General features: G+C 56.9%; 10 protein-coding genes, 1 tRNA gene and 1 rRNA gene. 4 read left to right on the top strand and 8 right to left on the bottom strand.

Annotated elements, in window-relative coordinates; translation table 11 throughout:
* The 7 genes from HHL22_RS16350 to HHL22_RS16320 all read right to left on the bottom strand — a co-directional run.
* Window positions 1-80: ribosomal RNA gene (locus HHL22_RS16350) — 16S ribosomal RNA — on the bottom strand; the annotation flags it as partial.
* A 1016-nt stretch (window positions 81-1096) separates the two neighbouring features.
* Complete coding sequence (locus tag HHL22_RS16345) at window positions 1097-2365, bottom strand: adenylosuccinate synthase (RefSeq protein ID WP_169532396.1); 1269 nt, start codon at window positions 2363-2365, stop codon at window positions 1097-1099.
* A gap of 120 nt (window positions 2366-2485) precedes the next feature.
* Window positions 2486-2836: an STAS domain-containing protein gene (locus HHL22_RS16340; protein ID WP_169532395.1), complete on the bottom strand. Its 351-nt coding sequence runs from the start codon at window positions 2834-2836 to the stop codon at window positions 2486-2488.
* Window positions 2837-2913: 77 nt separating this feature from the next.
* Window positions 2914-3366, bottom strand: a complete 453-nt coding sequence (locus tag HHL22_RS16335; protein ID WP_317172679.1) for a Fur family transcriptional regulator — start codon at window positions 3364-3366, stop codon at window positions 2914-2916.
* Between the two features lie 227 nt (window positions 3367-3593).
* Window positions 3594-4751 carry an MFS transporter gene (locus tag HHL22_RS16330; protein ID WP_169532394.1) on the bottom strand — a complete coding sequence of 386 codons (1158 nt, stop codon included), beginning with the start codon at window positions 4749-4751 and terminating at the stop codon, window positions 3594-3596.
* A gap of 68 nt (window positions 4752-4819) precedes the next feature.
* On the bottom strand, window positions 4820-5161 hold the full coding sequence (locus tag HHL22_RS16325) for a CHY zinc finger protein (RefSeq protein WP_169532393.1): 342 nt from the start codon (window positions 5159-5161) through the stop codon (window positions 4820-4822).
* 18 nt (window positions 5162-5179) lie between these two features.
* Window positions 5180-7378: a RelA/SpoT family protein gene (locus tag HHL22_RS16320; RefSeq protein WP_169532392.1), complete on the bottom strand. Its 2199-nt coding sequence runs from the start codon at window positions 7376-7378 to the stop codon at window positions 5180-5182.
* A gap of 142 nt (window positions 7379-7520) precedes the next feature.
* Between HHL22_RS16320 and HHL22_RS16315 the strand changes: the two genes are divergently transcribed.
* The 3 genes from HHL22_RS16315 to HHL22_RS16305 all read left to right on the top strand — a co-directional run bounded on the left by HHL22_RS16315 (window position 7521) and on the right by HHL22_RS16305 (window position 9935).
* Window positions 7521-7602 (top strand) — tRNA-Leu (locus tag HHL22_RS16315).
* Between the two features lie 90 nt (window positions 7603-7692).
* Window positions 7693-9027: a trigger factor gene (gene tig, locus HHL22_RS16310; protein ID WP_169532391.1), complete on the top strand. Its 1335-nt coding sequence runs from the start codon at window positions 7693-7695 to the stop codon at window positions 9025-9027.
* Between the two features lie 197 nt (window positions 9028-9224).
* Window positions 9225-9935 carry a ClpP family protease gene (locus HHL22_RS16305; RefSeq protein ID WP_169532390.1) on the top strand — a complete coding sequence of 237 codons (711 nt, stop codon included), beginning with the start codon at window positions 9225-9227 and terminating at the stop codon, window positions 9933-9935.
* A gap of 96 nt (window positions 9936-10031) precedes the next feature.
* On the opposite strand, the gene HHL22_RS16300 is transcribed toward HHL22_RS16305, so the two are convergent.
* On the bottom strand, window positions 10032-12197 hold the full coding sequence (locus HHL22_RS16300; protein WP_169532389.1) for a prolyl oligopeptidase family serine peptidase: 2166 nt from the start codon (window positions 12195-12197) through the stop codon (window positions 10032-10034).
* A 545-nt stretch (window positions 12198-12742) separates the two neighbouring features.
* Here HHL22_RS16300 and clpX point away from each other — a divergent pair.
* Window positions 12743-13972, top strand: a complete 1230-nt coding sequence (clpX, locus tag HHL22_RS16295) for an ATP-dependent Clp protease ATP-binding subunit ClpX (protein ID WP_169532388.1) — start codon at window positions 12743-12745, stop codon at window positions 13970-13972.
* Window positions 13973-14075: the final 103 nt, after the last annotated feature.

Raw genomic sequence — 14075 nt, 5'->3', positions numbered from 1 at the left:
ATTGCTACCAACCGTTCGACTTGCATGTATTAGGCCTGCCGCTAGCGTTCATCCTGAGCCAGGATCAAACTCTCCATTGTAAAATGTTTCTCTACTCCTTCTCGAAAAAAGGATGATGTTGAGGGCTAATCCGACTCGTATTGACGAGTTCAATTTGTTATTACGTGATTTGCTTGCTTTTGCAAGCTTACCATTTGTCTTTTCCAGTCATTCAAAGAACGTTTGTCGCTTCCAATTGAAGCAACTTGGCGGGCATATTAAGCTGCCCTTTCTCGCTGTTTACAGCACCCTGTTTTAATTGGGAGTGCAAAGGTAAGCAAGATTTTTTATTCTACAAGTTTTAAGTGAAAAATTTTTAGAATTTTTCAACCCGACTTGCTTGCAGTGGCTTCCGATTGAAGCGCGGTGCAAAGGTAAGAGCTTTTTTTCGACTTCCAAACTTTTAGCGAAAATTTTTGAGGATTTTCGTGAGCTTTTCAGTGCTTGCTCGCTTTCGATTAAAGCGAATCAAGAAGTTAACTTGTTAATAAACAACTCGTTTTACTTCAGTTTTCAGAACCTTTATTCCGTTTGGGAGTGCAAAGGTAAGAAAGTTTTTTGACTTTCCAAATCTGAAGCTAAAAAATCTGTTTTTTTTCGAATTTGATTCCTTAGTAAAACAGGACTGCAAAAGTCCTATAAGCCACTCAGACTTGCAAATGGATTATAACATCTACAATCTTTAAGCCTATAGCTTCAATACATAGAACGAGACCCTGAAGTCTACCGGTCCTACGTAGTCAAAGCCGCTAACTCAAATAGGTTTCAGAATTCGTCTTTCCAACAGCCGTTTGCCGTTTGGGACTGCAAAAGTAGGGGGTTTATACTGCTAAGCAAGTAACACGGCAAAAAAAGCCCTTTCGCATACTGTAAGTAGTTGATTACAGCGCACAAAATTTTGTACCTCCTATGCAGGTCTCGCTATCTAATGCTACCAAGGGGCACTTGGTATAAGCAATTCAGCGGCTAGCCTAGCTAACTTGGGGAATCTATCAACCAGTTGACTGAGTAAGCATGTTGGCAAGGCTGGCCACTGAATTGCGTCATAAAAGCGGAATTAGCGGAATAGGGTACTTACACGGTCGGGCCCTACGCTGACGATACGGATTGGGACTTGCAGTTCCTCCTCTAAAAAGCTGAGGTATTCTTGCAAAGCCAGGGGGAGTTGAGTTGCACTAGTGAGTTGCGTAAGGTCGGTCTGCCAACCAGGAATGGTTTGATATTCGGGAACGACAGCTTCAAGCTGACCGGGGTCAGGCAGATTTGGGGTATGCTCACCGCTAGGAGTGCGATAGTGCGTGCAGGCCTGAATTTCAGCGAAACCATCTAGCACATCGGCTTTCATAAGATGCAACTCGGTGACGCCATTAAGCATGATGGCGTAGCGCAGGGCCGGCAGGTCTATCCAACCGGTGCGGCGGGGGCGACCGGTGGTAGAACCGAATTCGCGGCCGGCTTGGCGAATTTGCTCGCCTACTTCATTAGTTAGTTCAGTAGGAAAAGGACCGCTGCCTACGCGGGTGCAATAAGCTTTGGTAATGCCGTATACCTTGTCAATATGGCGCGGGGCTACCCCTAGGCCTGTGCAGGCGCCCGCTGCAATGGTACTGGACGAGGTAACGTAGGGATAAGTGCCAAAATCAATATCGAGTAGTGAGCCTTGCGCACCCTCCGCAAGGATGCGCTTGCCTTGGGCTAGCAGGTCATTGAGCAAGTACTCGGTATCGGTGAGCTGGAGGGTACGCAGGAAATCAACGGCCGAGAAGAACTCGTCTTCGAATTCCTTAATCTCTAATTCCTTATGGTAATGAGCGGCAATACTAGCATGGTGGGCTACGGCTTCCTGGTAGCGCTCCTGAAAATCGGGCAGCAAAATGTGGCCGACGCGCAGGCCCACGCGGCCGATTTTATCGGAATAGGTGGGGCCAATGCCTTTGAGGGTACTGCCGATTTTGGTGTTGCCACGCGCTTCTTCGCTGATGCGGTCGAGGGCCCGGTGGCTGGGTAAAATGAGCTGGGCTTTTTTAGAGATGTACAGGTTTTGACCCCATTCTACTCCCTTATCAGTCAGCTTTTGCAGCTCCTGGCGAAACACGACGGGATCAAGCACGACGCCATTGCCTACTACATTAATAATATGGGGGTGGAAAATGCCGCTTGGCACTTGGTGCAGCACGTGCTTCTGGCCGCCGAAGGTGAGGGTGTGGCCCGCATTAGGGCCGCCCTGGAAGCGAGCTACGGCATCGTAGGTGGGCGCGAGCACGTCCACAATTTTACCTTTTCCTTCGTCGCCCCACTGGAGGCCTACTAGTACGTCGATGGGCATTTTGATTGGGTTTCGTTCTGGACGCATTACTTGCCCCTAGGCCCCCTGATGCGGAGGACTGTTGAGCGCATAGTAGCGGCAAAGAACCTGAGCGTGGTTTTTAAACAAAAAAATAGCCGCTTACGAGGCGGCTAGGGCAAGTTGCTGGCGGGCGGCAGCCTGGTCGGCAGCAATGGTGAAGATATTGTTGAGCTTGGTAAGGGCCAGCAGCTTGCGTGGATGGTCGGCGGGGTTGATGAGCACCATTTCGCCACCGCGGCTGCGAAACTTCGTGAGCAGCGACACCAGCACGCCAATGCCCGTGCTGTTGATGTAGCGGATATCGGACAGGTCGACGGCGCAACTGGTGACGGCTTCTTCAAGGTACGAGGACACCAACTGCAGTAGCTGCTGGGTATCGGGACTACCAATCAGGTCTCCGGAGAGGGTTACGTAGAGAATACCGTCGATGAGCGTGCTCGTAGAATTCATGCGAAAAAAGCCAGCTTAGGCGTTGGGCCCTACCTATTAGTATAGAAGGTAGACCTAGGGTAATAAGCCAGGCTAACTTATTTGGTAACCTCGGGCGCGGGGCTGGTACTGGTAGCGGCTTTGGCGCGGCAATCGCCGCATATGCCGTACAAATTTAAGGAGTGATGCAGGATGTGGAAATTGAGCAGGTCGCCCACCATCGTTTGAATACCGTGAATGCGCGGGTCGCAAAACTCTACCACCTTGTGGCACTCAGTGCAAATAACGTGGTCGTGCTGGCGGTAGCCATAGCTTTTTTCGTACTGCGCGAGGTTGCGGCCAAACTGGTGCTTGCTTACCAAGCCCTGCTCAACCAACAAATCGAGCGTATTATATACGGTAGCGCGACTCACTTGCAGGTTGCGCTCTTTCATACCGGCGTATAGCTCCTCGACGTCGAAGTGGCCCGAGCGGGCATAAATCTCCTCAAGGATAGCGTAGCGCTCGGCCGTTTTGCGCAGGCCTTTATTTTCGAGGTGCGCGGTAAAAATCTTTTTTACTTCTTCGAGCCGGTCCGTATTGAGTGTGGCTTGGCTGGCGGCGCTGGGCGTGTGGCGGGCCGCATAGCCGGTTTCGGTAGAGCCCCCTAGGCTATGGTCGATGGTGGACACCGGGGCGGGCGGGCGGTGGAGGTCGGTTTTCACAAGGATAGACTATTTAGGGTACTAATGCTTTTACTTGCATACTAGTTGCAAAACTAGCAGCGAGCGCCAGGGTTTTAGCGGCCAGCGGCGGGGCGGGCCAGCGCGGCTACGGCCAGGCCCATCACGGCAATGAGGGCAAACGAAACCCGCAGGCTGCTAAGGCCCGCCACCAAGCCGATAAGTGGCGGCCCCAGCAAAAAACCTGCAAAACCCACCGTAGAAACGGCCGCCAGCGCTACTCCAGCCGGCATAGTGCGCGAGCGGCCCGCCGCGCTATATACCAGCGGCACCACCGACGATACCCCTAGGCCCACCAGCATAAACCCGAGAGCCGCCGTAGCCAGCGTAGGCAGCCCCACCGCCAGTGTGAGGCCAGCAGTAGTGAACAAGCCACTCAGCTGCAAGGTTTTGACCCGGCCAAAGCGGTTGGTAAACCAGTCGGCAATGAAGCGCCCGGTGGCCATCATCGACATGAAAGCGGCGAACCCTAGGCCCACGCGGGCGGGCGGAGCCAACACAATTTTTTTGAAATACACGCCGCTCCAATCAAACATCGTCCCTTCGGCCAGCAGCGAGCAAAAGGCCAATACGCCGAGCAGCAGCAATTCACGGTCGGGTAGCACGAAAAGGGGCTGGTCGGCAGGGCGGGGCGGGTCGGCGGGCACGAGGTAGGGGCGCATCAGGACGACGCCGAGAAATACGGCCGCCGCCATGCCCGTGAAGTGCGTGGCCGGGTCAATGCGCCAGCTTATCATTAGCGTGCCGAGGCTAGCCCCTATAAAGCCCGCTAAACTCCAGATACCATGGAAGCTAGCCAGGATGGAGCGGCCGTACAGCGCCTCCACCCCTACCCCCTGGGTATTGACGCTGATATTGGCCATGTTGCTAGCTAACCCAAACAGCACCAAGCCTGCCATTAGCTGCACGGTAGTAGCGGCCAGGCCCAGCAGCGGCAGCACAGCGGCGTAGAGCAGCACGCCTGCTACCACCACGTGGCGGCTACCGTAGCGCGCTACCAACCAGCCACTTAGTGGCAGCGAGGCTAGCAACCCCACCGGCACGGCCAGCAGCACGCCACCCAGCTCGGCCTCGGAAAGGTGTAGCCGCTGCTGCATGGTAGGTATGCGCGAGGCCCAGGTAGAAAAGCACAGGCCTTGCAGCAAAAACGACGTGCTAACGGCTATGCGGTGAATGTGGCGGGGCCGGGTAGAAGGCAGCGTGATTTCAGGCATTGGGGAGCGGGCTTTAGTTTCCCGCAGAAGGGCGTAGCGGACTTTGCTGAGGCAGGCAGAAAGCCGCTTTACATTTCAAAATACAGGTGGTAATGATTGGCGCAGCCGGGGTTGAACGCCGCCTGGCACTTGGGGCACGCGTTGCCGCAAGCCAGGTACTCGCTGATGCTCAACTCAGTGTGGCAGTTGCCGCACAACACGGCTTTGGCAGCGCGTTCGGACCTAGGCCATACCTGGGGCGCGTGGTCGGCCAGGGCTTCGTGGCAGGCGATGCAAGCATAGTACTCGCCGCAGCACTTGTGTCGAATGGCAATAATATCACGCTCGGAATGGTAGTGGGCGCACTGGGTGCGGGCCGTAACGGCCAAGCCATGCACTAGCGGCGCACCGACGGCGGTAAGGTCAGACATGTAGTGACTTTTGGCTGGTTACGAATCAAACCGCTCTACTTGCAGCACGCCATTCACCTTGCTCAGGCGCTGAATCAGCTTGTTCAAATGGTCGGTATCATTGACGAACACTAAAATCTTGCCTTCAAAGAAGCCATCATCCGCATCTATAATAATAGAGCGCATATTCACCTTGAGCGCCGTGGAGATGATGCGCGTCACGTCGTTTACCAGGCCTACCCTATCCGAGCCTTTGAGACGCACGCCGGCTAGGAAGGCCAATTCCAGCTGGTCGGTCCACTTGGCGCGCACGATGCGGTTGCCGTAGTTCGACATCAAATCCACAGCCCGGTGGCAGCTGGTGCGGTGGATGATGAGGCCAGTTTCGGTTTCAAAGCCGAACACGTCGTCGCCCGGAATGGGGTTGCAGCAGCGCGCCAGGCTGTGGTTGAACTTGTCGGTGCGCTCGCCCACCACCAGCATATTGGGGTGCACGCCCCGAATCTTCTGAATTTCGTCGTCGAACTTGCGCGGCTGGCTAGCCGGCACGGCCTGAGTAACCGGCCGAAACAAGGGCTCCCGGATTTCGCGCCCATCCAGTTGCCCTACCGCCAGCCGGTAATAAAATTCCTGCGCCGTAGGCACGTTGAAATAGGCGAGCAGACGTTGGAAATTCTCAGACGTGTTTTCCACCCCAATCAACTCCAGGCGCTTCTCATAAATAAACTTGCCGTCGTCGGCCTTGGCACGCTTGTCATCGCGCAAAAAATCCTTGATGCGCGTTTTGGCCTTGCTGGTAATCACCATGTTCAGCCAGTCGGCGGTGGGGCGCTGCTTGTGCGAGGTCAGGATTTCCACCTGGTCGCCGTTGCGCAGGCGGTAGCTGAAGGGCTCGAGCTTTTGGTTGACCTTGGCCCCTAGGCAGTGCAGGCCGATGTGCGAGTGGATGTCGAAGGCAAAGTCGAGCGCCGTAGCCTTGTCGGGCAAAATCACTAGTTTGCCCTTGGGCGTGAAGGTATATACTTCCTTTACGAACAAGTTCTGGCGGAACTCATCCATGAATTCCAAGGCGCTGGAGTTGTTGGTTTCCAGCATTTCACGCACCCGGTTTACCCAGGCTTCTAGGGTGCTTTCGGGCTGGGGCGTGCCACTGTCCTTGTATTTCCAGTGGGCGGCGTAGCCTTTTTCGGCAATCTCGTCCATGCGCCGAGTGCGGATTTGCACCTCCACCCACTGCCCGGCGTGCGACATCACGGTGGTGTGCAGGCTCTCGTAGCCGTTGGCCTTGGGCGTGCTCACCCAGTCGCGCAGGCGGTCGGGGTTGGGCTGGTAAAAGTCCGTCACGATGCTATATACCTGCCAGCAAGCCGCCTTCTCCTGCTCGTGTGGCACATCCAGAATAATACGGATGGCAAACAGGTCGTACACCTCCTCAAAGGTTACGTTCTGCTTGCGCATCTTCTTGAGAATCGAATAGATACTCTTGGGCCGGCCCTTAATCTCGTAGCTGAAGCCCTGGGCCTTCAACTCCTCATCAATAGGCTGCACAAACTCCTTGATGAAGCGGTTGCGGGCACTCTGGCTCTGCTTTACCTTGCCTTTCAACTCGTTATATATCTCGGTGTCGGTGTATTTGAGGTGCAGGTCCTCCAGCTCGGTTTTGATGGCGTAGAGGCCTAGGCGGTGGGCCAGCGGCGCATACAGATAGATGGTTTCCGACGCAATCTTGAGCTGCTTGTGGCGCGGCATCGAGTCGAGGGTGCGCATATTGTGCAGGCGGTCGGCCAGCTTGATGAGACTCACCCGCACGTCATCGCTCAGGGTGAGCAGCATCTTGCGAAAGTTTTCGGCCTGCTCGCTGGTGCCCTGCTCAAACACGCCCGAAATCTTGGTGAGCCCATCCACAATGCGCGCCACCTTGGGGCCAAAGTCGCGCTCTACGTCCGAAATCTCGGTGGGCGTGTCTTCCACTACGTCGTGCAGCAGGGCCGCCACAATGCTGGTGGTGCCCAGGCCAATTTCCTCCACCGCAATCTGGGCTACGGCCAGCGGATGCAGAATGTAGGGCTCGCCCGACTTGCGGCGCATGTCCTTATGTGCCTCCAGGCTTTGGTTGAAGGCTTTTTTTATCAGCTTGGCATCGTTGCCGTGCAGGTAGGGCTTGGCCGTGCGCAACAAGCGGCGGTACTGGCGCAGGATTTCCTGGCGCTCGGCTTCGAGGTCAATAACGGGCGACATAGTTCTACAAATAACAGCCCTAGGGGCGAAAAAGTGTAGCTACCTGGTTAAGACTGCCCCCGTAATAGCCGAGCGGTTTTGTAAACCTGCCAAACGCTGCTTACCTTTGCGGCCCCATAACGACCGGTTATGAGCGCAAAATGCGGATGTGGCGAAATTGGTAGACGTGCCAGACTTAGGATCTGGTGCCGCAAGGCGTGTGGGTTCGAGTCCCTCCATCCGCACTTTTCAAGTTGAACGGGCCCCTGGCTATTAGTTAGGGGCCTTTTTTTTAACCCTTTCTGACTGGCAGGCGTGGGCCTGCTCCCACCGTTTTGAATATTACGCTTGACCGCAACGATGAGCAGCTGACCGGGCTGCTGAACGTGCACCTGGACGAGGCCGACTACAGCGACGCCGTCGAAAAGCAACTGAAGGACACTGCCAAGCGGGCGCAGTTTAAAGGTTTTCGCCCCGGCAAAGTACCGGCCAGCCTGGTGCGCAAAATGTACGGCACGGGCATCTTGGTAGACGAGGTGAACCGCCTGCTGAGCAAGAACGTGGACACCTACCTGAAGGACAACAACGTCAAGATTCTGGGCGAGCCGATTCCGGTGCCGAGCAATGTTGATTTCAACAACGAAAAGGCTTTTGACTTCCAGTTTGAGCTAGGGCTGCTGCCCGACTTCGAGCTGCCCGCCGACCAGCACGTGGAGCTGAAGCGCCCGACCGTGGCGCTCGACGACGCGACGCTGGCCGAAACCCACGAGCAGATTACCCGCCAGTTTGGCGAAACCACTAACCCCGAGGTTTCGGAAGCCGACGACTACCTGTTTGGCAAGCTGAAGAAGGCCGGCGCCGAGGGCGAAGGCCAAACGGTGCTGCTGCCCATCAACAAGGTGAAGAATGGCCAGGAGCGCTTCATCGGCGTGAAGGCGGGCGACACGCTGACGTTTGACCTGAGCGACGCTTTTGGCGGCGACGCAGGCGCTATTCGCAGCTTCTCGGGCCTGAGCAAGGAGGAAGCCGCGGGTGCTACCGGCGACTACGAGCTGGAGGTAGAGAAAATCAACCGCACGGCAGCCCCGGAGGAAAACCAGGAGTTGTTCGACAAGGTATTTGGCCCCGAGGCAGTTAGCTCGAAAGAGGAGTTCGACAACAAGGTGCGCGAAACGGTGCAGGGCAACTACGACCGCGAGTCGGACAACGTGCTCAACCGCCGGCTCATCGACGCTATGATTGACGCCACGCCCATCCGCATCCCCACCGAGTTCTTCAAGAAGTGGCTGGTGCGCGCCAACGAAGGCAAACTCGATGCCGCCACCGTGGACGCCCACTACAACGATTACGAGCGCGAGCTGAAGTGGAGCCTCATCCGCAACAAAGTGGTGGAGGACCTGGGCCTGAAGGTTGGCAACGACGAAATCCGCAACCGGGTGCTGGACAAGATTCTGGGTCAGTTTGGCGGCGGCATGCAGCTAACCGACGAGATGCGCGAGGGCATGGTGGGCTTTGCCGACAACTACCTCAAGCAGGAAAACGGCAAGAACTACGTGCAGGAGTACGAGGCCATTCTGGCAGAGAAAGTAGTGGAGGCCCTGCGTGGCAAAGTTGTTGTTACGGATGAACCCGTAACGGCCGAAGAATTCCGCAACCAAAACGAGGGCTAGTGCCCTAGGGTGGTTGACAAATAAAAAAGCCTTTACGCCCCGCGTAAGGGCTTTTTTGTTTGTGCCGTGAACGCTGCGAGTCCGCGCGTAGCAGCAGAAGCACTCGCAGCGTCCACGGTACAACATTCAACCTTCGCATCCGTCATTTGCCTTTGAACAGGGGTTGGCCCTAGGCCCTCCTCCCTATTTTACCTCCCATGCTGAATAAACAAGAATTCCGCAAGTTTGCTGTTAAGCACCAGGGCCTCAATGGCTTGGGTGTTGACCAATACATCCAGTCGGTGGAGGGCCAGACCCGCAACGGGCTGATACTACCTACCGGCATGACCCGCTCGGTGATTGAGGAGCGCCCCACGCGCTTCGCCGAAATCGACGTGTTCTCGCGCCTGATTATGGACCGCATTGTGTTCTTAGGTACGGCCGTGGACGACTACATCGCCAACATCCTGACGGCACAGATGCTGTTTCTGGAGTCGGTGGATGCTAAAAAAGACATCCTGCTGTACATCAACTCGCCGGGCGGCTCGGTGTACGCAGGCCTGGGTATTTACGATACTATGCAGTACGTAAACCCCGACGTGGCTACCATTTGCACCGGCCTGGCCGCCTCGATGGGGGCCGTGCTGCTAGCCGGTGGGGCCAAGGACAAGCGCTCGGCGCTGCCCCACGCCCGCGTCATGATTCACCAGCCTTCGGGCGGGGCGCAGGGCCAGTCGACTGACATCGAGATTACGGCCCGCGAGATTCTGAAGCTCAAGAAGGAGCTGTATGACATTCTGGCGCAGCACACCGGCAAAACCTACCAGGAAATCTACGATAACTCGGAGCGCGACTACTGGATGCGCGCCGACGAGGCCAAGGAATACGGCCTGATTGACGAGGTATTGGAAAAAAAGAGCGCCGCCTAGGCCTCAGATGATGCCTGCGACCCTCTAGAGTGCACCCATAAAAAAAGCCTTAACCGCATAGTTAAGGCTTTTTTTATGGGTGCACTCTAGGGGAGCTTACTTGGCCGCTACGGCGCTGGGCTGAAAGTTGGGGTGGCCGGCTTGCCAGAGGGCGAAGGCGTACATGTTGGCGAAGTTGCGGAACGTCACCTTCTTATCTTCCGTGAAGTGGCCGTTGTCGTAGTTTACTTGCATGAGCACGGGCTTGCCAGAGGTGCTGGCCGCTTGCAGGGCGGCGGCCAGCTTGCCAGGTTGCCACACGATAACGCGGGGGTCGTTCATACCCCCCACGCAGAGCACGGCGGGGTACTTGGTGCCGGGCTTCACGTGCTGGAAGGCGTCCATCTCGTAGAGGGCTTGGCACTGCACGGGGTCTTTCACGCTGCCAAATTCGGGCACGTTGACGGGACCGTTGGGGGAGTTTTCCATGCGCAGGGCGTTGGAGCAGCTCACGTTGCTGATGGCCGCGGCGAATAGGTCGGGGCGCTCGGTGATGGCCCGGCCAATGAGGATGCCCCCCGCGCTAGTACCCATGCCGATGAGGTGGCTCGGGCTGGTATAGCCATTTTTGACGAGGTAATCGCCGCAGGCGATAAAATCCTTCCAGGTATTGGGCTTAGTGGTTTGGTAACCGGCCCGGTACCACTTCTGGCCCTTTTCGGAGCCGCCGCGCGGATGGGTTTCGGCCACGATGACGCCCTGGTTAAGCATAGCCAGATAGCGCGGGCTGAAGTACGGCACGGCCGAGATGCCGTAGGCGCCGTAGCCATCCATGAAGCACACGGCCTGCCCATCTTTCTTGAGCCCTTTGCGGTAGATGAGCGAAAGGGGCACCAGTGCGCCATCGTGGCTGGGCACTTCTACCTCCTCCACCACTAGGTCGTCGAGGCCAGGATAAGCAGCTTTCACCTCAAACTTACTAGCGCTCAGCTGCTTGGTATCGGGGTTGTAGTTGTAGAGCGTGGCGGGCTGCTTCCAAGTGGTGAGGCCTACCAGGCAGGCGTTGCTGCGGGGCGCATCGAGCGGCTGCACGTAGGCCGTGCCGCTAAAGGGCAGCGGCACGTCGGCCCACTGCTTGGTGCGCGGGTCGTACTGCCGAATGTGGTCGTTGATGCCGTCGTTGAGCGTTACAAACAGGTAGTCTTTCGACGACGCGATGCTCGTGATGTTGAGCTGACCCTCGGGCAGGAGCACCGTGGCGGTGGCGGGCTGCGGGTTGAGCGCGCTCGTAACCAAGATGCGGCCCTTCGGCGCTTGCTTCACGCTGTAGAGGTACAGGCTGGTCCCCAATTTCAGGTAGCTGTACACGCTGTCGGTGGGCGCTACCAGGCGCTTCCACGGAATGACGGGCTTGCTTAAGTCGGCCGGGGCGGCCACCCACACGTGTTGCCGATTATCAACCGAGCCTAGGCCGCCGTACACCTGCGTGTGGTCATCGGAGAAATAGACGAAGGGATATTCATCGGGCCGGATATTAAACGCGGGGTTCTTGGCGCGCGAAAACAGCTCGGCGTCGGCGGCCGCGGCGGTGTTTAATTGGTGCAGGCGGGCCTTGGTGTTGAGGTTGCCCCTAGGGTCTTTGGGGTCAGTGGAATTGTTAGGGGTATAAACGAAGCCCGTGTCGGTAGGCAGCCAGTCGACCCCGCCGCCGCTTACAGCCACGATGCTTTCGGGCAGCAGCGCCTTGGTAGCCACCGTCAGGATGCGGAGGGTAGAGAGCTCGGCCCCGCCTTCTTGCAGGCCCACCACCAGGCGCTGGCCATTGTTGCTGGGCGTAAAGGCCGTGACGGAGTAGGTTTTGGTTTTGTCGTAGGCTACGGGGTCGAAGAGCAGCATTTCGGGGCCGGTTTCGCCCTCGCGCATATAAATCTTGCCTACCGTTTCGGCCGGCAGCGTTTTGCGATAGAAGTAACGGGTGCCACGCTTTTTGATTTCAGAGTAGCGCTCGGGCTTCAGCCGGTCGTAGCGCATGAAGGTATTGATGAGGCTGTCGCGACCCGGCAGCTGGTCGAGCGTATGGGCTGCGTAGTCGCCCTGGGCCTTAAACCACGCCAGCACTTCGGGATTTTTGGTGTCTTCCAGCCAGCGGTACTTATCAACCACTGACCGGCCGAAATACACATCGGTGACGGGGCGCTCGGGAGTGGGCGGGGGCCCGGGCTGTTGCGCTACGGCTAGCCGGGTAGCAGCAAGCATCAACGCACTCGTAAAGAAAATTTTCATACGCTTGCAAAAAGTAAGGTGACAGGTGCGGAAATGTACTGGTGATTTATCAGAGCCGCAATTGCTACTAGCTTAATTAGCACTCTTTTAAGCAAGAATTATTTCGCTGCTCGCGCCGGCTGCTAGCTGCAACTTAGCTCAGCCAGCGTTGCGCTTAGTACGGGGCCAGCCGCACGGGGCGTGGTTGAGGAGCGCGGGATGAAAGCAAGGCCGCTGCCCGGCGGCGATAAGCAACCCGGCCGGATTATCTTGCCTCCTTAGGTGGCCTAGGGCCTGCCGCCTAGGCTTAGGCCTATGCTGCAACATCAACCCGCCCCCACGGGTTGATAGCCGCACGGTGAGTACTACGCTGGTCAGCTACTTGGCGCCAGGGCCAAACCAGCCAAGGCGACTAGCTTGAATTTTGTGCAGTTACAAGTCTATTGCGCAAGTAGTTGCGTAATAATTTGCCAAGTACTTGCTGCTAGCTACTTGTCTGCCGCCGTACCTTTGAGCCCGTTTTGCCCTAGGCGGTTATTGTTATCTCGTTTATTCTCGTTTGCCCGATGCCGGAAATTGCCTGCTCCTTCTGTAACAAGCCCAAGCGCGACGTCGCGGTGATGATTTCGGGCATTAACGCGCACATCTGCGAGAAGTGCGTGGCTCAGGCCGAGCACATTTTGCAGGAGGAAACCAAGTTGCAGGCGGAGGCGCGGCGCCCGAAGTTCAACCTCATTAAGCCGCGCGAAATCAAGCAGCACCTCGACCAGTACGTGGTAGGCCAGGACGAGGCCAAGCGCGTGATGAGCGTGGCGGTGTACAACCACTACAAGCGCCTGATGCAGAAGCCCGCCGCCGGCCACGACGAGGTGCAGATTGAGAAGTCCAACATCATCATGGTGGGCGAAACGGGCACTGGCAAGACCTTTTTGGCCCGGATGCTAGCCAAGATTCTGCAAGTGCCCTTCTGCATCGCCGACGCCACGGTGCTGACCGAAGCGGGCTACGTGGGCGAGGACGTGGAAAGCATTTTGACGCGCCTGCTGCAAGCGGCCGACTACAACGTGGAGGCGGCCGAGCGCGGCATTGTCTACATCGACGAGATTGATAAGATTGCCCGCAAGAGTGACAACCCCAGCATTACGCGCGACGTGAGCGGCGAGGGCGTGCAGCAGGCGCTGCTGAAGCTGCTGGAGGGCACCCACATCAACGTGCCACCGCAGGGGGGCCGCAAGCACCCCGACCAGAAGATGATTTCGGTGAACACCGAGAACATCCTGTTTATCTGCGGCGGGGCGTTTTCGGGCATCGACCGCATCATTAAGGGCCGGTTGAATACCAAGCCGATGGGCTTCTCCAAAACCAATTTGGAGGCGCAGACCGACACCCAGAACTTTCTGCGCTACGTGTCGGCCCAGGACATTAAGAGCTTCGGCCTGATACCCGAGCTGATTGGCCGCCTGCCGGTGCTCACCCATTTAAACCCGTTGGATAAGAGTACCTTGCGCCTTATCCTGACCGAGCCCAAGAACTCGCTGGTACGCCAGTACCAGCGCCTGTTTGGCATGGAGAATATTCAACTCGGTTTTACCGAGGAAGCGCTGGAGTACATCGTGGACCGCGCCGACGAGTACCGCCTAGGGGCGCGTGGGCTACGCTCCATCTGTGAGAGCATCATGACCGACGCCATGTTTGAAATGCCTTCGGAGGCGGGCGTCGAGCAGTTTACGATAACCGAGAGCTACGCCCGGAGCAAATTTGAAAAGTCGCCGCTGCAGCTGATGCGCGCGGCATAAGCCATTAATAACAAGCCAGAACGTCATTCCGAGTTTGCCGAGGAATCTCGCCTGCACCATTAGGATACCCCTAGGCGGCGCGGGCGAGATGCTTCGGCAAGCG

The organism is Hymenobacter polaris (genome assembly GCF_012927305.1).
GTDB lineage: Bacteria > Bacteroidota > Bacteroidia > Cytophagales > Hymenobacteraceae > Hymenobacter > Hymenobacter polaris.
Note: the sequence above shows the minus strand (reverse complement) of the source record. Positions and strands in the feature narration are given on the sequence as shown.